Source organism: Rhodococcus sp. HNM0569, from assembly GCF_012726205.1.
Taxonomy (GTDB): domain Bacteria; phylum Actinomycetota; class Actinomycetes; order Mycobacteriales; family Mycobacteriaceae; genus Rhodococcus_F.
The window spans coordinates 340,436-361,207 of the sequence record NZ_JAASAE010000001.1 but is presented as its reverse complement, the minus strand read 5'-3'; the positions used below and the strand labels follow the sequence as shown (position 1 = coordinate 361,207).

At 70.2% G+C, this 20,772-nt stretch carries 20 protein-coding genes; 16 read left to right on the top strand and 4 right to left on the bottom strand.

All coding sequences use genetic code 11. The annotated features are described in order from the left end of the window. Positions 1-67: 67 nt before the first annotated feature. Positions 68-808: a peroxide stress protein YaaA gene (gene yaaA / locus HCA44_RS01675; RefSeq protein WP_169646776.1), complete on the bottom strand. Its 741-nt coding sequence runs from the start codon at positions 806-808 to the stop codon at positions 68-70. A gap of 56 nt (positions 809-864) precedes the next feature. Between yaaA and HCA44_RS01670 the strand changes: the two genes are divergently transcribed. Together HCA44_RS01670 and HCA44_RS01665 are read left to right on the top strand one after the other, a co-directional pair. Further along, on the top strand, positions 865-2,607 hold the full coding sequence (locus HCA44_RS01670; RefSeq protein ID WP_169646775.1) for a proline--tRNA ligase: 1,743 nt from the start codon (positions 865-867) through the stop codon (positions 2,605-2,607). Between the two features lie 112 nt (positions 2,608-2,719). Further along, a complete protein-coding gene (locus tag HCA44_RS01665; RefSeq protein ID WP_169646774.1) occupies positions 2,720-3,568 on the top strand; it encodes a PhzF family phenazine biosynthesis protein in 849 nt (282 codons plus the stop codon). Between the two features lie 9 nt (positions 3,569-3,577). Here the strand turns inward: HCA44_RS01665 and HCA44_RS01660 are convergent, their stop codons facing one another. Beyond that, the gene (locus HCA44_RS01660) at positions 3,578-4,063 is read right to left on the bottom strand and encodes a ferritin-like domain-containing protein (RefSeq protein ID WP_169646773.1); all 486 of its coding nucleotides are present in this window, start codon (positions 4,061-4,063) and stop codon (positions 3,578-3,580) included. Beyond that, positions 4,060-4,569, bottom strand: a complete 510-nt coding sequence (locus HCA44_RS01655; protein ID WP_346764516.1) for a hypothetical protein — start codon at positions 4,567-4,569, stop codon at positions 4,060-4,062. Before HCA44_RS01655 ends, HCA44_RS01660 begins: the two co-directional genes overlap by 4 nt. Positions 4,570-4,804: 235 nt before the next feature. Between HCA44_RS01655 and rimP the strand changes: the two genes are divergently transcribed. From rimP to truB, 11 genes are all read left to right on the top strand, one after another. Continuing rightward, the gene (gene rimP, locus HCA44_RS01650) at positions 4,805-5,413 is read left to right on the top strand and encodes a ribosome maturation factor RimP (RefSeq protein WP_169646772.1); all 609 of its coding nucleotides are present in this window, start codon (positions 4,805-4,807) and stop codon (positions 5,411-5,413) included. Then, on the top strand, positions 5,410-6,441 hold the full coding sequence (gene nusA, locus HCA44_RS01645) for a transcription termination factor NusA (protein WP_169646771.1): 1,032 nt from the start codon (positions 5,410-5,412) through the stop codon (positions 6,439-6,441). Before rimP ends, nusA begins: the two co-directional genes overlap by 4 nt. 44 nt (positions 6,442-6,485) lie before the next feature. Further along, positions 6,486-6,872 (top strand): YlxR family protein, encoded by a 387-nt coding sequence (locus HCA44_RS01640; protein ID WP_169646770.1) that lies wholly within the window; start codon positions 6,486-6,488, stop codon positions 6,870-6,872. A gap of 105 nt (positions 6,873-6,977) precedes the next feature. Beyond that, positions 6,978-9,791, top strand: a complete 2,814-nt coding sequence (infB, locus tag HCA44_RS01635; protein WP_169646769.1) for a translation initiation factor IF-2 — start codon at positions 6,978-6,980, stop codon at positions 9,789-9,791. A 133-nt stretch (positions 9,792-9,924) separates the two neighbouring features. Further along, on the top strand, positions 9,925-10,215 hold the full coding sequence (locus tag HCA44_RS01630; protein ID WP_169646768.1) for a DUF503 domain-containing protein: 291 nt from the start codon (positions 9,925-9,927) through the stop codon (positions 10,213-10,215). A 118-nt stretch (positions 10,216-10,333) separates the two neighbouring features. After that, complete coding sequence (gene rbfA, locus HCA44_RS01625; protein WP_169646767.1) at positions 10,334-10,795, top strand: 30S ribosome-binding factor RbfA; 462 nt, start codon at positions 10,334-10,336, stop codon at positions 10,793-10,795. A gap of 10 nt (positions 10,796-10,805) precedes the next feature. Further along, positions 10,806-11,801 carry a bifunctional oligoribonuclease/PAP phosphatase NrnA gene (locus tag HCA44_RS01620; RefSeq protein WP_169646766.1) on the top strand — a complete coding sequence of 332 codons (996 nt, stop codon included), beginning with the start codon at positions 10,806-10,808 and terminating at the stop codon, positions 11,799-11,801. Next, the gene (locus tag HCA44_RS01615; protein ID WP_169646765.1) at positions 11,794-13,176 is read left to right on the top strand and encodes an MATE family efflux transporter; all 1,383 of its coding nucleotides are present in this window, start codon (positions 11,794-11,796) and stop codon (positions 13,174-13,176) included. The genes HCA44_RS01620 and HCA44_RS01615 overlap by 8 nt, the downstream gene beginning before the upstream one ends. A gap of 4 nt (positions 13,177-13,180) precedes the next feature. Continuing rightward, positions 13,181-14,110, top strand: a complete 930-nt coding sequence (locus tag HCA44_RS01610; RefSeq protein WP_169646764.1) for a metallophosphoesterase — start codon at positions 13,181-13,183, stop codon at positions 14,108-14,110. Beyond that, positions 14,107-14,778, top strand: a complete 672-nt coding sequence (locus HCA44_RS01605) for a 4'-phosphopantetheinyl transferase (RefSeq protein ID WP_169646763.1) — start codon at positions 14,107-14,109, stop codon at positions 14,776-14,778. The genes HCA44_RS01610 and HCA44_RS01605 overlap by 4 nt, the downstream gene beginning before the upstream one ends. Before the next feature lie 50 nt (positions 14,779-14,828). Then, entirely contained in the window at positions 14,829-15,785 is a 957-nt protein-coding gene (truB, locus tag HCA44_RS01600; RefSeq protein ID WP_169646762.1) for a tRNA pseudouridine(55) synthase TruB, read from the top strand. 6 nt (positions 15,786-15,791) lie between these two features. Here truB and HCA44_RS01595 read toward each other — a convergent pair whose 3' ends face one another. Further along, on the bottom strand, positions 15,792-16,493 hold the full coding sequence (locus tag HCA44_RS01595; RefSeq protein ID WP_169646761.1) for a metal-dependent transcriptional regulator: 702 nt from the start codon (positions 16,491-16,493) through the stop codon (positions 15,792-15,794). Positions 16,494-16,564: 71 nt separating this feature from the next. Between HCA44_RS01595 and HCA44_RS01590 the strand changes: the two genes are divergently transcribed. The 3 genes from HCA44_RS01590 to HCA44_RS01580 all read left to right on the top strand — a co-directional run bounded on the left by HCA44_RS01590 (position 16,565) and on the right by HCA44_RS01580 (position 20,663). After that, complete coding sequence (locus HCA44_RS01590) at positions 16,565-17,515, top strand: bifunctional riboflavin kinase/FAD synthetase (RefSeq protein WP_169646760.1); 951 nt, start codon at positions 16,565-16,567, stop codon at positions 17,513-17,515. A gap of 154 nt (positions 17,516-17,669) precedes the next feature. Further along, positions 17,670-17,939, top strand: a complete 270-nt coding sequence (gene rpsO / locus HCA44_RS01585) for a 30S ribosomal protein S15 (protein WP_169646759.1) — start codon at positions 17,670-17,672, stop codon at positions 17,937-17,939. Between the two features lie 447 nt (positions 17,940-18,386). Beyond that, complete coding sequence (locus HCA44_RS01580) at positions 18,387-20,663, top strand: polyribonucleotide nucleotidyltransferase (protein ID WP_169646758.1); 2,277 nt, start codon at positions 18,387-18,389, stop codon at positions 20,661-20,663. Positions 20,664-20,772 lie beyond the last annotated feature (109 nt).

Below are 20,772 nucleotides of genomic sequence, written 5' to 3'. Positions count from 1 at the left end.
GCGGAATCGAGTTCCACGGCAGACAGTGGCCGATCGCGACGGGCCGCGGGCCCGGGCTCTGCCACTGTCAGGTGAGCACGACGAGCTCGTGGTCGCCCGCGACCTCGACGCGCAGCCCGGCCTTCGACGCCACCCGCGCGACGCCCCGGACGTCGCGCGGCTCGGCACGCGTGAGGGTCAGGGCCCGCGCGAGCAGTCCCTTGTGGTGCTTGTTGAAGTGCGAGACGACCGAGCGGGTGCCGTCCGGCTTCTCGGTGAGGACGGTCGCCGTCACCGCGCCGGGCACCGGGCCGAGCGCCTGGTAGACGCCGGATCGGAGGTCGACGACCAGCCCGTCCGCTTCGGCGACGAGCGCGGCGGTCAGCTCGCCCGCCCACACCGAGCGCAGCGTGCCGAGCTCCGGGAGCTTCGTGCCGCCGGACAACCGGTACGCCGGGATCAGGTCGCCCGCCCGGACGGCGCCGAACAGCGCCGAACCCATCGCGAGCCGGGCGTACGCCTTCGCGCGCTGCGCCTTCGTGAACGAGCGGGCGTCGAGCGCATCGAACAACACACCCGTGTAGCGCTCGAGCGCGGGCCGGGTGGGGGAGACCCACAGCTTCGCATTGCGTGCGATCTCGTCGTCCTGCTTCGGTCCGAGGCCCAGAATCTCACGCGCGGTGTCGGGTTCGCTCGCGAGCGAGACCACGGCGTCCACGAGCATCTCGCGGGTCTCGGTGAGCTGCGGCATCGACAGCTCGGTGAGATCGAGCGGGGCGTCGGTGCCGCCGTCGGATTTGGTCTCGGAAGGGGGAAGCAGCACCAGCACGGCCCCGACCCTACCGGCGGCGCCCGGCGGCCCCGCCCCGACTATCCTGGACGACTGTGATTACCCGCATGTCCCACCTGTTCCTGCGCACGCTGCGTGACGATCCCGCGGACGCCGAGGTGCCGAGCCACAAACTGCTCGTGCGTGCCGGCTACGTCCGTCGCGTCGCACCCGGCGTGTACTCGTGGCTGCCGCTGGGACTGCGCGTGCTGCGCCGCGTCGAGCAGGTAGTGCGCGAGGAGATGAACGCGATCGGCGCGCAGGAGATCGCGCTGCCGGCGCTGCTGCCGCGCGAGCCGTACGAGACGACCAACCGCTGGACCGAATACGGAGACAGCCTGTTCCGCCTGCACGACCGCAAGGGTGGCGACTACCTGCTCGGGCCCACGCACGAAGAGATGTTCGCGCTCACCGTGAAGGGCGAATACAACTCGTACAAGGACTTCCCGGTCACGCTCTACCAGATCCAGACCAAGTACCGCGACGAGGAGCGCCCCCGTGCGGGCATCCTGCGCGGGCGCGAGTTCGTCATGAAGGACTCGTACTCGTTCGACCTCACCGACGAGGGCCTCGCACAGTCCTATCGCGCGCACCGGGATGCGTACGAGCGCATCTTCGCGCGTCTCGGTGTCGAGTACGTCATCGTGTCCGCGACGTCGGGCGCGATGGGCGGCAGCGCGTCCGAGGAGTTCCTCGCGGTGAGCGAGGTCGGCGAGGACACCTACGTGCGCAGCACCGAATCCGGCTACGCGGCGAACGTCGAGGCCGTCACGACGGTCGCGCCCGCGCCGATCTCGTTCGACGGTCTGCCCGACGCGAAGGTCCACGACACCCCGGAGACGCCGACCATCGCCTCGCTCGTCGACTGGGCGAACAGCGCGCTCGGCCGTACCGTGACCGCGGCCGACACGCTCAAGAACGTCATGGGCAAGGTGCGCGAGCCGGGCGGTGAGTGGCAGCTGCTCGCGATCGGTGTGCCCGGCGATCGCGACGTCGACACCAAGCGACTCGAAGCGGCTCTCGAACCCGCCGAGTACGCGTTGCTCGACGATGCGGATTTCGCGGCCAATCCGTTCCTCGTCAAGGGATATATCGGGCCGAAAGCGTTGCTCGCGCGCGGCGTCCGTTATCTCGTCGACCCTCGTGTCGTCGACGGCACGAGTTGGATCACCGGAGCCGACGAACCCGGCAGGCACGTCGTGGGTCTCGTCGCCGGTCGCGACTTCACTCCCGACGGCACGATCGAGGCGGCCGAGGTCCGCGAAGGCGATCCGTCGCCCGACGGCAAGGGCACGCTCGTCGCGGCGCGCGGCATCGAGATCGGGCACGTGTTCCAGCTCGGCCGCAAGTACACCGACGCCTTCGAGGTCGACGTCCTCGGCGAGAACGGCAAGCCCGTGCGGCCGACGATGGGTTCGTACGGGGTGGGTGTGTCGCGGCTCGTCGCGGTCATCGCCGAGCAGCATCACGACGACAAGGGGTTGCGCTGGCCGTCCGAGGTCACGCCCTTCGACGTGCACGTCGTCGTCGCGAACAAGGACGACGCCGCACGCGGGGGCGCCGAGACGATCGCCGCCGAACTCGACGCGAGCGGCCTCGAAGTCCTGTTCGACGACCGCAAGGCCTCGCCGGGGGTCAAGTTCAAGGACTCCGAGCTTCTCGGTGTGCCTGCCGTCGTCGTCGTGGGCCGCGGCTGGGCCGACGGCAATGTCGAACTCCGCGACCGCTTCAGCGGCGAGAACCGGGAGATCCCTGCGGCCGATGCGGTTGCCGAGATCCTCGGCGCCACCGCGCGCTGAGGCACGCGACGGCGCTCTTCGGCTCACGCGCTGCCGGTCCAGTCCGGGATCACCGGCCCCACTTCGTACGCACCCGTGGCGGTTTCGCCGCGTGCGCCGTTAGCGTCGACGCGTGAGCAGAAACGAGGACGCACGGCCCTTCAGCCAGGTGGACGTGTTCGCGTCCGGTGGACTGCGAGGCAACCCGGTTGCGGTCGTCCACGATGCGGACGGCCTGACCGACGACGGGATGCAGCGGTTCGCGAACTGGACCAACCTGTCCGAGACCACGTTCGTGTGTGCGCCGCGCGAGGCGGGCGCCGATTACCGGCTTCGCATCTTCACTCCCGCGGGGGAGCTGCCGTTCGCGGGTCATCCGACATTGGGTTCGGCGCACGCGTGGCTCGCCGCCGGCGGTGTCCCGCGCGACGGCGACTTCCTCGTGCAGGAATGCGGGGTCGGTCTCGTACGGGTGCGGCGCGCCCCGGCCGGGCTGGCGTTCGCGGCGCCCGAACTCGTGCGGTACGGACCCGTCGGCGAAGACGAACGCGCACAGGCCGTCCGCGCGCTGGGGATCGCGAACGAGCGCGTACTCGGTGTGCAGTGGATCGACAACGGCCCGGGCTGGCTCGGCGTGCGACTCGCGTCGGCCGAGGATGTGCTCGCGCTGCGCCCGGACTACTTCGCGATGGGGTCGCTCGCGGTCACCGTCGTCGGTGCATTCGGCGACGGCGGTCCCGCGGACTTCGAGGTGCGTGCGTTCGCGCCGGGTGAGGGACTCACCGAGGATCCGGTGACCGGCAGCGCCAACGCGGGCATCGCACAGTGGCTCACCCGCACCGGTGTCGTCGATTCCGGCTACACCGCTCGGCAGGGCACCGTGCTCGGTCGCGGTGGCCGTGTCACCGTCGAGCTGGACGGCGACACGATCTGGATCGGCGGTGCGACCGAGACCGTGATCGAGGGCAGCGTCACAGTGTGACGGGCGGGCTCACTCGTCGGGGGTGCCGGGCAGCGGCAGTGTCGCCGGTTCTGCACCGAGGGCGGCGCGCCACCGCGCGAGCCGCACCGCGGTCTCGCCGAGAGCATCGATCGCGAACGTGCGGACCTGCGCGTCGTCGGCGCGTTCGACGGCGGCGCGCCACGCCACGGCGGTGTCCGTCTCGACGAGCTCGGCCATCTGCGCCGCCGGGACCTGGTCGGTGACCTCGGCGGGCAGTCGGTAGCCGGCCGCGGGTGGCGGGACGGTCTCGCCGAGCGAGGTGAGCAGATCGATCGTCGCGTCGCGTCGCGCACGGTGCGCTGCGCTGTCGACCGCCACCTGGTCGGCGCGCGACGGGTTCGTGAACGCTCCGAGGACGCCGTACGCGAACACTGCTGCGTGTTCGGCCTCGAGCGCTGCCAGCAGGCCCGCGGCCTGGGTGTCGTCGAGGGGGGCGTCGGGGAGCGAGGAGCCGGACGGGGTCGGGGAGGTCACGGCAGCAGCACCTCGACGTGCGAGCGGCACGACGCGGAGACCGACGCGAGCAGTCCGGCCCGGTACCCGCTCTCGGACGTCGCGAGCGCCGACGCGCTCCGCAACGACTCCGACAGCCGCGTACGGAGCTCGTCGACACCGAGCGGAGCCGCAGGGGCGACGGGTGTCGTCGTCGCGGGCGCGTTCGGGTCGGGCGTGACGCCCGCGGCTCGGTCGATCTCGCGACGCAACGCCTCGGCATGCGCGGTGCGCTGCGCCGACACGGCGGAGAGCGCCGCCGTGCGGTCGGGAGCGAGCGCGATCGCCGCCGACGCTGCCGCAGCGTCGTCGCGTGCTCGCGACTCCTGCTCGATCAGCGGATCCAGCGGTGCCGGTTCGTCGTCGCCGCATGCGGCGGTGAGAGGAACGAGGCCTGCGGCGCCCGCGACGGTCGCGGCGGCGCGCAAGGCGGTGCGCCGGGACATGCGCGGGGACGAGGTGAGCACCGATACCGTGGGAGTGAGCACCGATACATCGTGCCAGGCCGCCGCCGGGCCGCCGCGGAGCGGCACGCATGTGCCACTCGCGGACCGGTCCGGTGCCGCGTTCGCGGAGGTGGCACGAGCGCCACTCCGGAGGCGTTACGATGGTCGACGCGCTGCGGCACCGCGGCGCGTCGGTTGCTGCTGCGCACAGGCGCGCGCCGCCGGACACCGTGAGAACAGAATCCACCGACACAACTGAACGAGGAGAGCGTTGCCGATGCCGGTCCCGTCCAAGGAAAGGGTCAGTGAGCTCGTCTCCGACGTCGTCGAGCGCCGTGGCTACGATCTCGAGGACGTGGTGGTCACGCTCGCCGGTCGGCACAGTGCCGTACGCATCATGGTCGACAGCGACGCGGGCCTCGAACTCGACGCGGCCGCCGAACTGAGCCGCGAGATCTCCGAGCTGTTCGACACGGTCTCCGACTTCGGCGAGTCGCCGTACACCCTCGAGGTCACCTCGCCCGGTATCGGCCGCCCCCTCACCCACGAGCGGCACTGGCGGCGCGCGCGCGGGCGCAAGGCGAAGATCACGCTCGCCGACGAGACCCTCGTCGGACGCATCGGGCGTCTCGTGGACGGGCCCGACGGGCCGGTCGTCGACATCGTGGTCCGCGCCAAGCGCGAACCGAGCGTGCGCCCCGTCGCGCTCGCCGACATCCGCCGTGCCGAGGTCGACGTCGAGTTCGCGAAGCCGGACCCCCGCGAGCTCGCGTTGTCCGGCGACGTGCAGGACGGCCGGGTCGGTGCGGGCGAGGATCCGGGCACCGCGCCCGACGACAACTCAGACGACATCTCACAAGACGGTGACGAAAGGTTCGACAAGTGAATATCGACATTGCCGCGCTGCGCGCGATCGAGGCGGACAAGGGCATCTCCGCCGACACCGTGATCGCGACGATCCAGACCGCACTGCTCACGGCCTACCGGCACACCGAGGGCCATCAGGCGCACGCCCGCATCGACGTCGACACGAAGACGGGCATCGTGCGCGTGATGGCGCACGAGGAGGACGTCGACGGCAACATCGTCGGCGAGGAATGGGACGACACCCCGGAGGGGTTCGGACGCATCGCCGCGACCACGGCGCGTCAGGTCATCCTGCAGCGCCTGCGCGATGCGGAGCACGAACGGACCTACGGCGAGTTCTCGACGCACGAGGGCGAGATCGTCGGCGGCGTGGTGCAGCGCGACGCGCGGCTCAACGCGCGCGGCACGGTCGTCGTGCGCATCGGCAGCGATGCCAACGGCGTCGACGGCCTGCTCCCACCGTCCGAGCAGGTGCCGGGGGAGAGCTACGAACACGGCGACCGCATCAAGTGTTATGTCGTCGGTGTCAGCCGTGGTGCGCGGGGCCCGCAGATCACGCTGTCGCGCACACACCCGAATCTGGTGCGCAAGCTGTTCGCGCTCGAGGTTCCCGAGATCGCCGACGGGTCGGTCGAGATCGTCGCGGTCGCGCGCGAGGCGGGCCACCGGTCGAAGATCGCGGTCGAGTCGACGGTGTCCGGGCTCAACGCGAAGGGCGCGTGCATCGGCCCGATGGGCCAGCGCGTGCGCAATGTGATGAGCGAGCTGTCGGGCGAGAAGATCGACATCATCGACTTCGATCCGGACCCGGCGAGGTTCGTCGCGAACGCGCTGTCGCCGTCGAAGGTCGTGTCCGTCACGGTCGTCGATCCCGACCAGCGCGCCGCACGCGTCGTCGTGCCCGACTACCAGCTCTCGCTCGCGATCGGCAAGGAAGGCCAGAACGCGCGGCTCGCGGCGCGCCTGACGCAGTGGCGGATCGACATCCGCTCCGACGCGGCGCCGACAGTGAGTGCGGAGGGCGAAAACGCCGCGACCAGCGGATGAGGGGTGCATGCGGAGATCGGAGCCAGGCAGCGGTAGAGTGGACGATGGTTCAGCGTGAACTCGACGCTTCCGCACCCGCCCGCTCGGGCGGTGCCGTGCGTACCGGTGGTCCGGTTCGCACGTGTGTCGGTTGCCGAGAGCGCGGGCTGGCCAGCGATCTGTTGAGGGTCGTGGCGGGTGAGAGCGGGCCGAACGGCGTCGACCTCATCCCGGATCCGAGGCGACGGTCACCCGGCCGGGGCGCGTGGTTGCATCCCGTACCGGAGTGCCTGAGTCTTGCGGAGCGTCGCCGGGCATTCGGCCGCGCCCTGCGTGTGTCCGGGCCTGTCGACACGAGTGCGATCGAGCGTCACGTCGCCGCCCGTGCCGAGCACACAGGCCACCACTCCGACGCAGGACCTTTCGAAGAGAACAGGCAAACGAACTCATGAGCACACCGTGAAGCACCAGCGATGAACGCCCATCGATAACCCGAGGTCGTGCGGGACCCTGTGACCAGGGACGCCTCCTGCTCGACCTCACCAGTGAGGAGAGCAGTGGCAGGCAAGGCCCGCGTACACGAGTTGGCAAAAGAACTCGGTGTCACCAGTAAAGAACTACTCGCAACGCTCAAGGAGCAGGGCGAGTTCGTGAAATCGGCGTCCTCGACCGTCGAGGCCCCGGTTGCACGCCGTCTGCGGGAATCGTTCCCGTCGGCGAACAAGGGCGGCGACGCCAAGGGCAAGACCGAGGGCGACGCGCCGCGCACCACGGCCAAGCCCGGTGCGCCTCGTCCGGGCGCGAAGTCCGCATCCGACGCGCCCGCGACCGAGACGTCGCGTCCCGCTCCGAAGCCGGGCGCACCGCGTCCCGGCCCGAAGCCCGCGGCTCCGGCACAGCCGGCCGCGCAGCAGCCCGCACCCGAGGCGCCCGCCCCGGAAACCCGTAAGCCCGCGGCGCCGTCCGCTCCCGCGGCACGCGCAGGCGGCCAGACGCCCACCACCGGTCCCAAGCCCGGTGGGCCGCGCCCCGGCCCCAAGCCGCCGCGCGTCGGCAACAACCCCTACTCGACGAGCGCTCCCGCCGAGCGTCCGGCGCCGCGTCCCGGTGCGGCGCCGAGGCCCGGCGCTCCGCGTCCGGGCCCGCGTCCCGCACCGGGTCCGGGCGGTGCGCGTCCGGCACCGGGCCAGGGCGGACCTCGCCCCGCACCGGGCCAGGGCGGACCTCGTCCCAACCCGAACTCGATGCCGCCTCGGCCCAGCCCCGGCGCGATGCCCCCGCGGTCGAGCCGACCTGCTCCGGGCGGTCGCCCCGGTGGACGTCCGGCTCCGGGCGGTCGTCCCGGTGGCGGCGGCGGATACCGCGGCGGCCCCGGCGGCGGCGCTCCCGGTGGTGCTCCCGGCGGCTTCCGTGGCCGTCCGGGCGGCGGTGGCCGACCCGGCCAGCGCGGCGGTGCCGCGGGTGCGTTCGGTCGTCCGGGCGGTGCCCCGCGGCGCGGTCGCAAGTCGAAGCGTCAGAAGCGTCAGGAATACGACTCGATGCAGGCGCCCGCCGTCGGCGGCGTGCGGCTGCCGCGCGGCAACGGCGAGACCATCCGGCTCGCCCGTGGTGCGTCGCTGTCGGACTTCGCCGAGAAGATCGACGCGAACCCCGCGTCGCTCGTGCAGGCGTTGTTCAACCTCGGTGAAATGGTCACGGCCACGCAGTCGGTCAACGACGAGACGCTCGAGCTGCTCGGCAGCGAGATGAACTACGTCGTGCAGGTCGTCAGCCCCGAGGACGAGGACCGCGAGCTGCTCCAGAGCTTCGATCTCACCTACGGCGAGGACGAGGGCACCGACGAGGACCTGGCGGCCCGCCCGCCGGTGGTCACCGTCATGGGTCACGTCGACCACGGCAAGACCCGGCTGCTCGACACGATCCGCAAGGCCAACGTCCGCGAGGGCGAGGCAGGCGGCATCACGCAGCACATCGGTGCGTACCAGGTGCCCACGCATCTCAACGGCGAAGACCGTCTGATCACGTTCATCGACACCCCGGGTCACGAAGCGTTCACCGCGATGCGTGCACGTGGTGCGAAGTCGACGGACATCGCGATCCTCGTGGTCGCGGCGGACGACGGCGTCATGCCGCAGACGGTCGAGGCGATCAACCACGCCCAGGCGGCCGAGGTGCCGATCGTGGTCGCGGTCAACAAGATCGACAAGGAAGGCGCCACGCCGGACAAGATCCGCGGTCAGCTCACCGAGTACGGGCTCGTGCCCGAGGAGTACGGCGGCGAGACGATGTTCGTCGACATCTCCGCGAAGCAGGGCCTGAACATCGAACAGCTGCTCGAAGCGGTGCTGCTCACGGCGGATGCGTCGCTCGATCTGCGTGCCAACCCCGACATGGACGCGCAGGGCGTCGCGATCGAGGCACACCTCGACCGTGGCCGCGGCCCCGTCGCGACCGTGCTCATCCAGCGCGGCACGTTGCGCGTCGGCGACTCGATCGTCGCGGGCGACGCCTACGGCCGTGTGCGGCGCATGACCGACGAGTACGGCGAGGACGTCTCCGAGGCGCTGCCGTCGCGACCCGTGCAGGTCGTGGGCTTCACGTCGGTTCCGGGTGCAGGCGACAACCTGCTCGTGGTCGACGAGGATCGCATCGCGCGGCAGATTGCCGATCGGCGCAACGCCCGCAAGCGCAACGCGCTGGCGGCGAAGAGCCGCAAGCGCATCAGTCTCGAGGACCTGGATTCGGCTCTCAAGGAGCACAGCCAGCTGAACCTGATCCTCAAGGGCGACAACTCGGGCACCGTCGAGGCGCTCGAAGAGGCGCTGCTGGGTATCGAGATCGACGACGAGGTGCAGCTGCGGGTCATCGACCGCGGTGTCGGTGGTGTCACGGAGACCAACGTGAACCTCGCGACGGCGTCGAATGCGGTCATCATCGGCTTCAACGTCCGTGCCGAAGGCAAGGCGACCGAGCTGGCGAACCGCGAGGGCGTCGACATCCGCTACTACTCGGTGATCTACCAGGCCATCGACGAGGTGGAGAAGGCCCTCAAGGGCATGCTCAAGCCGGTCTACGAAGAGGTCGAGCTGGGGCGCGCCGAGATCCGGGCGATCTTCAAGTCGTCGAAGGTCGGCAACATCGCGGGCTGTCTCGTCACGTCGGGCATCCTCCGTCGCAATGCGAAGGCCCGCCTGCTGCGCGACAACGCCGTCATCGCGGAGACCACGTCGATCCAGTCGCTGCGACGCGAGAAGGACGACGTCACCGAGGTGCGCGACGGGTACGAGTGTGGTTTGACGCTGTCGTACTCCGACATCAAGGTCGGGGACGTCATCGAGGCGTACGAGCTGCGCGAGAAGCCGCGCGACTGACCGAGCGGGAACGACAGTCGGCGGACCGGCGGGGTGCTTTCCGAGGGTTCTCGGGGCGCCGCGCCGGTCCGGCCGGTACCCGGGTACGGGTGGCCGGTAGTCTTCGGCAGATCTCGGCCCCAGGGAGGTAGCGGTGTACATCGGCGCGCTCGAGCTCGACATCCTGCTCGGTGACGTGCGGTCCCTCAAGGAGAAGCGCGCTCTGGTACGGCCGGTGCTCGCCGAGCTCCGTCGCTTCGGCGTGTCCGCGGCCGAGACCGGCGAACAGGACCGCTATCGGCGGTCGATGCTCGGTGTCGTGCTCGCGAGTTCCGGCGTGGACCATGTGCACGAGGTGCTCGACACGTGCGAGCGGCACGTCGCCGAACGACCCGAACTGCAGTTGCTCGCGGTGCGTCGCCGTGTGTTCGGTCCCGAGGACTGACCCGGGGCCGCCACACGACACCGCACCGTCGGGCAGCATGTTCTTTCGTGCCCCCCAGGGGCGCCATGACGAATCGGGCCCCGGGCCCGAACAGGAAGCAGGAGAGGAGTCGGTAGGCATGGCTGATCCGGCCCGCGCGCGCAGACTCGCGAAGCGCATCGGAACGATCGTCGCGACGGCGATCGACCACGAGATCAAGGATCCGCGGCTCGCGTACGTGACCGTCACCGACACGAAGGTCACGAACGACCTGCACGACGCGACCGTGTACTACACGGTGCGTGGCGCCGACCTCGACACCCCACCCGACCTCGAGTCGGCGGCTGCGGGGCTGGAGAAGGCGAAGGGTGTGCTGCGGTCGAAGGTGGGTGCCGGCACCGGTGTGCGGTTCACACCGACGCTCACGTTCGTCGCCGACACGGTTCCCGACACGGCCCGCCACATGGAGGAGCTGCTCGCGCAGGCACGCGCCGCGGACGACGCGGTCGCGGCCGCCGCGGCGGGCGCCTCGCCGGCAGGGGAAGCCGACCCGTACAAGAGCCCGCGCGATGCGCAGGACGAGGACGAACGCCGGGACTGACGGCCACACGATGACGGAGATTTCGGTGGACCGCGTCCACGATCGGCTCGCGGACGAGCGCGATGCCGCGGTGGCGCGTCTCGACGCGGCGGCGTCGGTGACGGTCCTGTGTCATGTCCATCCCGATGCCGACACGATCGGCTCGGGCCTCGCGCTCGGCACGATCTTCGAGCGACGCGGCACCCCGGTGCAGGTGTCGTTCGCCGAGCCGGGCGCCTTGCCCGAGTCGATGGAGGACCTGCCCGGACGGCACCTGCTCGTCGATCCGGCCGATGTCGCGGACACCGTCGACCTCCTCGTGACGGTCGACTGCGGCAGCGCGGCTCGGCTCGGCTCGCTGGCGGGCCGGTTGGCGGGCGCCGCGCACACCCTCGTCGTCGACCACCACCCGTCGAACACCCGGTTCGGCGACTCGCATCTCGTCGACGCCGACGCGGTGTCGACCACCGCGGTCCTCAGCGAGGTGTTCGACCGGTGGGGCGTCGAGATGGACCGCGACCTCGCGCACTGCCTGTACGCCGGGCTGGTCACGGACACCGGGTCGTTCCGGTGGGGTGGCGCGAGTGCACACGTGCTCGCCGATCGGCTGCTCGCGACCGGCATCGACGGTGCTGCGATCGCTCGCAGGCTCCTCGACACGCACCCGTTCGGGTGGCTGCCGATGCTCTCGGCGGTGCTCGGCACCGCGCAGCTCGTCCCGGGCGCCGCGGGCGGCGGTGGGCTCGTGTACGCCTTCGTGCGTCGCGAGAACACGCTGGGACTGCGGCCCGAAGAGGTCGAGAGCGTGATCGACATCGTGCGGACGACGGCGGAAGCCGAGGTCGCCGCGGTCGTGAAAGAAGCCCGCGACGGCTCGTGGTCGGTGTCCCTGCGGTCGAAGAACTCCGTCGACGTCGCCGACGTCGCGACGCGGCTCGGCGGCGGGGGCCACCGTTTCGCGGCCGGCTACACCGCCACCGGCGCGAGTGATCAGGTGATCGCCCGGCTGCTCGAGACCCTTGGCTGACGCGTCACCCGATACCGCGTCGGCGCGGCGCGTCTTCGGGCTGGCGTTCCCGGCGCTGGGCGTGCTCGCGGCCGAGCCGCTGTATCTGTTGTTCGACACCGCGGTGGTCGGCAGGCTCGGTGCTTTGCCGCTCGCGGGTCTCGCGGTCGGCGGACTGATCCTTGCGCAGGTCAGTACGCAGCTCACCTTCCTGTCGTACGGCACGACGGCGCGCGCGTCGCGCATGCACGGCGCAGGCGACGAGCGAGGCGCGGTCGGCGAGGGCGTGCAGGCGACATGGCTCGCGGCGCTCGTCGGCGTCGTGATCGTCGCGGTCGTGCAAGTCGTCGCGCGGCCCGTGGTGTCCCTCGTCGCGGGCGGGCACGACATCGCCGCCGCGGCCGAGAGTTGGCTGCGCATCGCGGTCCTCGGTGCGCCGATGATCCTCATCGGGATGGCGGGCAACGGCTGGATGCGCGGTGTGCAGAACACGATCCGCCCGCTGCGACTCGTCGTCACCGGTCTCGTGGTGTCCGCGCTCGTCTGCCCACTCCTCGTGCACGGGCTGTGGGGTGCACCCCGCCTCGGCCTCGAAGGTTCGGCGATCGCGAACGTCGCGGGCCAGTCGGTGTCCGCGGTCTTGTTCGTCCGCGCCCTCGTCGCCGAACGGGTGCCGCTCGCGCCGCGTCCGGCCGTCATGCGTGCGCAGGCGCTGCTCGGCCGCGACCTGATCCTGCGCAGCCTCGCGTTCCAGGCGTGCTTCCTGTCCGCCGCCGCCGTCGCGTCCCGGTTCGGGGCGGCGGCCGTCGCTGCCCACCAGGTGGTGCTGCAACTGTGGAACTTCGTGACGCTCACCCTCGACTCGCTCGCGATCGCCGCGCAGACCCTCGTCGGCGCGGCGCTCGGCGGTGGTGCGGTTGCGGGCGCACGGCGGCTCGCGTGGCGGATCACGTGGTGGTCCGCGGCATTCGCGGTGCTGCTCGCGGCGGCATTCGCCGCGGGGCACACCGTCGTGCCCAGGCTGTTCACGACCGATGCCGCAGTACTCGGTGAGATGGATGTCGCGTGGTGGTTCTTCGTCGCGATCATTCCGGTCGCGGGCATCGTGTTCGCCCTCGACGGCGTGCTTCTCGGGGCGGGCGACGTGAAGTTCCTGCGCAATGCGACGCTCGCGTGTGCGCTGATCGGTTTCCTGCCGCTGATCTGGCTTTCGCTCGCGTACGGCTGGGGGCTTGCGGGAGTGTGGACCGGGCTGGTGGTGTTCGTCGCTCTGCGGATGTGCGCGGTCGTCGGTCGCACGCTGTCGGGTCGGTGGGCGGTTGCGGGCGCGGATCTGCAGTTGCGCGCTCGCACGGACGGGCGCGGACACGAGGCCGGGAGGAATGAGGAAGGATGAGTGAGTGAGTCCGAAACTGTTGGCGGTCAGTGACATCCATGTCGGTCACCGGGGCAACCGCCCCGTCACCGAGGGCATCGAACCCGAATCGCCCGACGACTGGCTCATCGTGGCGGGGGACGTGTCGGAGAAGACCGACGACATCCGGTGGGCGCTCGAGTTGCTCACCGAGCGGTTCGCGAAGGTGCTGTGGGTGCCGGGCAACCACGAGCTGTGGACGACCGCGAAGGATCCCGTGCAGATGCACGGCGTCGCACGCTACGACTATCTCGTCGCGATGTGCCGCGAACTCGGTGTGCTCACCCCGGAGGACTCCTACCCGGTGTGGCACGGCGACGACGGTCCGGTGACGCTCGTGCCGATGTTCCTGCTGTACGACTACTCGTTCCTGCCCGCCGGGGCACGGGACAAGACCGAGGGACTCGCCATCGCCCGCGAGAAGAATGTGGTCGCCACCGACGAGTTCCTGCTCGGTAGCGAGCCGTACGCGACGCGCGACGCATGGTGTCGCGCCCGCGTCGACTACACGCGCGCACGGCTCGACGCACTCGAACCGGGCACCCGCACCGTCCTGATCAACCATTTTCCGCTCGTGCGCGAACCCACGCAGGTGCTGTGGTACCCCGAGTTCGCCCTGTGGTGCGGTACCGAGGCCACCGCGGACTGGCACACGCGCTATCACGCCGTGTGCTCGGTGTACGGCCACCTGCACATCCCGCGCACCACCTACTACGACGGGGTGCGCTTCGAAGAGGTCTCCGTCGGCTACCCCCGTGAATGGCAGCGCCGTGGCCTGCCCGACAACGTCCTGCGGCAGATCCTGCCCGACCCGAAGTACCCACCGGGTGCGCTCAACAAATGGGGCGGTCATTTCACGGTGACACCCGAGCAGGAAGCGCAGATCGACGAGATGCGGGCGAGGGGACGGCGATGATCGAACGCATTCTCCCGTCCGGAGTCGCCGCGGCCGAACTGTTCGAGGACCCGCCCGGTCTCGAACCACACCCGCTCGAGGCGCCACTCGTCGCGCGCGCGGTCGACAAGCGCAAACGCGAATTCGTCGGTGCCCGACACTGCGCGCGCGAAGCGATGGCGAGGCTCGGCGTCGAACCCGGCCCGGTGCTGCGCGGCGACAAGGGCGCGCCGGTGTGGCCGAGGGGAGTCGTCGGCAGCCTCACGCACTGCGACGGCTATCGCGCCGCGGTCGTCGCGTACGCGATGGGGGTGCGCTCGGTCGGCATCGACGCCGAACCGCACGACGGGCTACCCGACGGCGTGCTCGACCACGTGAGCATCCCGGACGAGCGCGACTGGCTCGCGGGCGGCGGCCTCGGCGACGGCGTGCGCTCGGACCGCGTCCTGTTCTGCGCGAAGGAAGCGACCTACAAGGCCTGGTTCCCGCTCACCGGCCGCTGGCTCGGGTTCGAGGACGCGCGCATCACGTTCGTGCGCGACGACGCAGGCGGAAGCGGGATGTCCGGCACGTTCCGGTCCACACTGCTCGTGCCGGGCGACAACCCGTCCGGGGCGCCGCTCACCGGATTCGACGGACGCTGGCTCGTGTCCGACGGCCTGATCGTCACCGCGATCGTCGTGAGCTGAACGGTCGCGCGATTTCGGTGCACGCACCGGTCCTGGCAGAATCGGAGCACGTGGCAGCAACCGACAAACCCGCGTCCGGTCTCGAGGGAGCAGGACTGCTCGTCGTCGACAAGGACGCGGGAATGACCAGCCACGACGTCGTCGCGCGCGTGCGCAAGCTGTTGAACACCCGCAAGGTCGGGCATGCCGGCACGCTCGACCCGATGGCCACGGGGGTCCTCGTCCTCGGCGTCGAACGCGCCACCAAGATGCTCGGGCTGCTCTCGCTCACCACCAAGGCGTACATCGCGACGATCCGGCTCGGCGCCGCCACCACGAGCGACGACGCCGACGGCGACGTCCTCGCCCGCACCGACGCGTCCCAGGTCACCGACGACGCGATCGCCCGCGTCGTGGCGACCCTCACCGGCGACATCGACCAGGTGCCCGCGAGCGTCAGCGCCATCAAGGTGGACGGCAGGCGCGCGCACGCGCTGATGCGCGAGGGCACGAGCGTCGAACTCGCGCCGCGACGGGTGAGCGTCACCCGGTTCGACGTGCTCGCGCGACGCGACGGCGAGTGGGGCGCCGAGGACGAGGCAGGCGGCGGGCAGGAAAGCGGAGGCTACGTCGATCTCGACGTGGCGGTCGAGTGTTCCTCGGGCACCTACGTGCGGGCGCTGGCCCGTGACCTCGGCGCCGCGCTCGGCGTGGGTGGACACCTGACGGCATTGCGCCGCACCCGGGTCGGTCCGTTCACGCTCGAGCACGCCAAGACGCTCGACGCACTCGCGGACGACCCGCGCGTGAGCTTGAGCATCGACGAGGCTGCGCGGGTCGCGTTCCCGCACCGCGCGATCGACGAGGCCGAGGCGGAATCGCTGAGCCAGGGCCGCTGGCTCACGCCGGTCGGGCGCAAGGACGTGTACGCGGCGATCGCCCCCAACGGCGACACCATCGCATTGGTCCGGGAGAGCGGCAGGCGCGCCGCGTCGGTGATGGTGGTGCGGCCCGCGACGCTGCGCTGACGCGAGTCAGACGATCCAGATCGCCTGTGCAGCAGGATTTCCCAGCTCGACCGACTCGTCGCGGTCGCCGAGGCGGATGGACACGGTGCCGGCGAAGTCGCGTCGTTCGAGCACGGTGACCTCGACGTCGAGCGCAACGCCCATCGAGTCGAAGTAGCGGAGCATCTCGGGATCGGCATCGGAGATCCGCGCGATGCGGCCGTGCTCCCCGTTGCCGAAATCGCTCAGCTGGCGGGCCGGGGGAGTGGGCACCGAGCCGTCGGCCCGCGGAATCGGGTCTCCGTGCGGATCACGTTCGGGGCAACCGAGTTTCGCATCGATGCGGGAGATCAGCAGATCCGACACGGCGTGCTCGAGGACTTCGGCCTCGTCGTGCACCTCGTCCCACCCGTAGCCGAGTTCCTCGACGAGGAAGGTCTCGAGCAGTCGGTGCCTGCGGACCATGCCGACGGCGGCGACCCGGCCGGCGTCGGTGAGGGCGATCGCGCCGTAGCGCGCGTGATCGACCAGACCCTGGTCGGCGAGTTTGCGAATCGCTTCCGACACGGTCGACGCCGACACGCCGATCTTCTCCGACAACAGCTTGGTGGACACACGCTCGTGCGACCACTCCTGAATCGTCCAGATGACCTTCAGATAGTCCTGCGCGACCGACGAGAGCACGTCGGTCGCACTCGGATCCGGGGAGTCGGTGCTGTGAGCTGCCACGTCCACGAGCTTAGGGCACCACACCCGGTCCCGACGTGACCCGCCGCGGGCCGCCCCGTAGGCTTCGACTCGTGCTGAGGTGGCGTGGTCTCGACGAAATACCTCCCGACTGGGGGCGGTGTGTACTGACGATCGGTGTGTTCGACGGCGTGCACCGTGGACACGCGCAGCTCATCGACCGCGCGGTCGCCGCGGCGCGCCGCCGCGACCTGCCGAGCGTGTTGATGACGTTCGATCCGCACCCCATGGAGGTCGTGCGGCCCGGCAGCCATCCCGCGCAACTGACGACGCTCACACGCCGCGCCGAACTCGTCGAGCAGCTCGGTGTCGACGTCTTCTGCGTCATGCCGTTCACGCACGAATTCATGAAGCTCACGCCCGAGCGGTACGCCCACGACCTGCTCGTCGAACGCCTGCACGTCGCCGAGGTCGTCGTCGGCGACAACTTCACCTTCGGCAAGAAGGCGGCGGGTACGGTGCCGATGCTGCGCGATCTCGGCGCGCGCTTCGGCTTCGCCGTCGACGGCGTCGCGCTCGCGTCGCAGGACGACGTCACCTTCTCGGCCACCTACATCCGCTCGTGCGTCGAGGCGGGCGACATGGCGGCCGCCGAAGAGGCGCTCGGCCGCCCGCATCGCGTCGAGGGAGTCGTCGTCCACGGCGACGGCCGCGGTCGGGGCCTCGGCTTTCCCACCGCCAACATCGCGCCACCGGTGCACTCGGCGATCCCCGCCGACGGGGTGTACGCCGCGCGGTTCAGCGTGCTCGGCGAGGGACCCGAGCTCGGTCCTTCCGCCATGGCCGCGGTTTCGGTCGGCACGAATCCCACCTTCGAGGGCCGCGACCGCACGGTCGAGGCATACGTACTCGACGCGGACGTCGACCTGTACGGCCAGCATGTCGCGGTCGACTTCGTCGAGCGGCTGCGCGGTATGGAGAAGTTCGATTCGGTCGAGTCGCTGATCGCGCAGATGCACCGCGACGCCGATCGCACCCGCGAGTTGTTCGCCGATCGGTCCTGATAGACTGGTCGATCGGTGTGTGCTGCGGTTCGCGGTGGCCGCACCGCGCCTCCGGATCGTTCGGAACTTGTCGTTCGGAACTTGTCGTTCGGAACTTGTCGTTCGGCGAATCGGAGGCGTTCCTTGCACGCGGACGTCGTCATCAGGAGTGAACGTGGCTCTGTCCACCGAACAGAAGAAGCAGATCCTCACCGAGTACGGGCTGCACGAGACCGACACCGGTTCGCCGGAGGCACAGGTGGCTCTGCTCACCAATCGCATCGTCGGCCTCACCGAGCACCTCAAGACGCACAAGCACGACCATCACTCGCGTCGTGGCCTGCTGCTGCTCGTCGGCCGTCGTCGCCGTCTGCTCAAGTACGTGCAGAAGGTCGACATCGCGCGCTACCGCTCGCTCATCGAGCGCCTCGGCCTGCGTCGCTGATTTTCCTCGACCGTCACGATGCCCGTCCGCCCTCCGGCGGACGGGCATCGTGCGTTCGTGGTGCCTTGCTCGCCGGTGTCGCCTCGCGACCACCTCGGGGACCGATGACCGACTGGTAGGGTTTCGGAAGGGTGCGCGTGAGCGCACTCCAGGGCCTCCCGGTCCGACGCACCGCCCGGTCGCCACCGAGCGCCGAGCCTTCGCGTCGCGGGTTGCATCCGATCGGACGGTCCTCGGTAGTGGTTGCCGGAATGCCCCGCCGCGGGGTATACGGCAGCTTCGATCGATGGCCGCCGGGCGTGCAGGTCCACTGCCGTTGCAGACACACTGCCGGTGCAGGACCACTGCCTCGGATGAGCCCCGCCACGCGGCGGCGTGTGCAGTTCCGTGCCGCGACCGATGCCATCGGTGTCGCGCACGACGAAGAGACGAAGAGAAAAGACGAGAATGACAGAAACCACCGCAGTCGCCGAGATCGACGAAGGCGTGTTCGAATCCACCGCAGTCATCGACAACGGCGCGTTCGGTACGCGCACCATCCGATTCGAGACCGGCAGGCTCGCGCAGCAGGCCGCAGGTTCGGTCGTCGCCTACCTCGACGACGAGACGATGCTGCTGTCGGCCACCAGTGCCGGCAAGCACCCGAAGGACCACTTCGACTTCTTCCCCCTCACGGTCGACGTCGAGGAGCGTATGTACGCCGCGGGCCGCATTCCCGGCTCGTTCTTCCGCCGCGAAGGCCGTCCTTCCACCGACGCGATCCTCACGTGCCGCCTGATCGACCGGCCGCTGCGCCCGTCCTTCGTCGACGGTCTGCGCAACGAGATCCAGGTCGTCGTCACTGTCATGAGCCTCGACCCGAAGGATCTGTACGACGTCGTGGCGATCAACGCCGCGTCCGCGTCCACGCAGATCGCGGGCCTCCCGTTCTCCGGTCCCGTCGGCGGCGTGCGCGTCGCGCTCATCACGTCGGAGGAGAACAAGGCCGGCCAGTGGGTTGCGTTCCCGACCGTCGAGCAGCTCGAGAACGCCGTGTTCGACATGGTCGTCGCGGGCCGTATCGTCGGCGGCTCGGGCGACGACGCGGACGTCGCGATCATGATGGTCGAGGCCGAGGCCACCGAGAACGTCATCTCTCTGGTCGACGGCGGCGCCCAGGCGCCTACCGAGGCCATCGTGGCCGAGGGCCTCGAAGCGGCGAAGCCGTTCATCGCGCGCCTGTGCACTGCGCAGCAGGCGCTCGCGAGCAAGGCCGCCAAGGCCACCGGCGAGTTCCCGCTGTTCCCGCCCTACGAGGCCGACGCCTACGAGGCCGTCGAGAAGGTTGCCGCCGACAAGCTCGCCGAGGCGCTCACCATCGCCGGCAAGCAGGAGCGCGACGACCGCACCGACGAGATCAAGGGCGAGGTCCTCGGCGCACTCGAGCAGAACTTCGAGGGTCGCGAGAAGGAGCTCGGCGCGGCGTTCCGGTCGCTGACCAAGAAACTCGTGCGCCAGCGCATCCTGCGTGACCAGTTCCGCATCGACGGCCGCGGCATCACCGACATCCGTTCGCTGTCCGCCGAGGTCGCCGTCGTGCCGCGTGCACACGGCAGCGCGCTGTTCGAGCGCGGCGAGACCCAGATCCTGGGCGTCACCACTCTCGACATGGTCAAGATGGCGCAGCAGATCGACTCGCTCGGCCCCGAGACGAGCAAGCGGTACATGCACCACTACAACTTCCCGCCGTACTCGACGGGTGAGACGGGCCGCGTCGGGTCGCCCAAGCGGCGCGAGATCGGCCACGGCGCGCTCGCCGAGCGTGCACTCGTGCCGGTGCTGCCGAGCGTCGACGAGTTCCCCTACGCGATCCGTCAGGTGTCCGAGGCGCTGGGCTCGAACGGCTCGACGTCGATGGGTTCGGTGTGCGCGTCCACGATGTCGCTGTACAACGCGGGCGTCCCGCTCAAGGCGCCGGTCGCGGGCATCGCGATGGGCCTCGTGTCCGACCAGGTCGACGGCGAGACCCGTTACGTCGCGCTCACCGACATCCTCGGTGCCGAGGACGCCTTCGGCGACATGGACTTCAAGGTCGCGGGCACGAAGGACTTCGTCACGGCGCTGCAGCTCGACACCAAGCTCGACGGTATCCCGTCGCAGGTCCTCGCGGGTGCGCTCACGCAGGCCAAGGACGCGCGGCTCACGATCCTCGAGGTCATGGCCGAGGCCATCGACGCCCCCGACGAGATGAGCCCGTACGCACCGCGCATCACGGCGATCAAGGTGCCGGTCGACAAGATCGGCGAGGTCATCGGGCCCAAGGGCAAGATGATCAACTCGATCACCGAGGAGACCGGCGCCAACATCTCGATCGAGGACGACGGCACGGTGTTCGTCGGCGCGTCCGACGGCCCGTCGGCACAGGCCGCGATCGACAAGATCAACGCGATCGCGAACCCGCAGCTGCCGAAGGTCGGCGAGCGATTCCTCGGCACCGTCGTCAAGACGACGGCGTTCGGTGCGTTCGTGTCGCTGCTTCCGGGTCGCGACGGCCTGCTGCACATCAGCAAGCTCGGTGGCGGAAAGCGGGTCGCGAAGGTCGAGGACGTCGTGAACGTCGGATCGAAGATCCGAGTCGAGATCGCGGACATCGACAACCGCGGCAAGATCTCGCTCGTCCCGGTCGACGACGACGCCCCCGCCGAGGGCGACGCCGCCGCGCCTGCAGGCGACTCGGCAGAGTAACCGGCTCTCGGCGAACGGCCCCCGCGTCACGACGCGGGGGCCGTTCGCCCTCTCGGCGCGTGTAGGGTCGCGTCTGTGGACCACGACCGCACTCTGCTCGGCGCTTGCA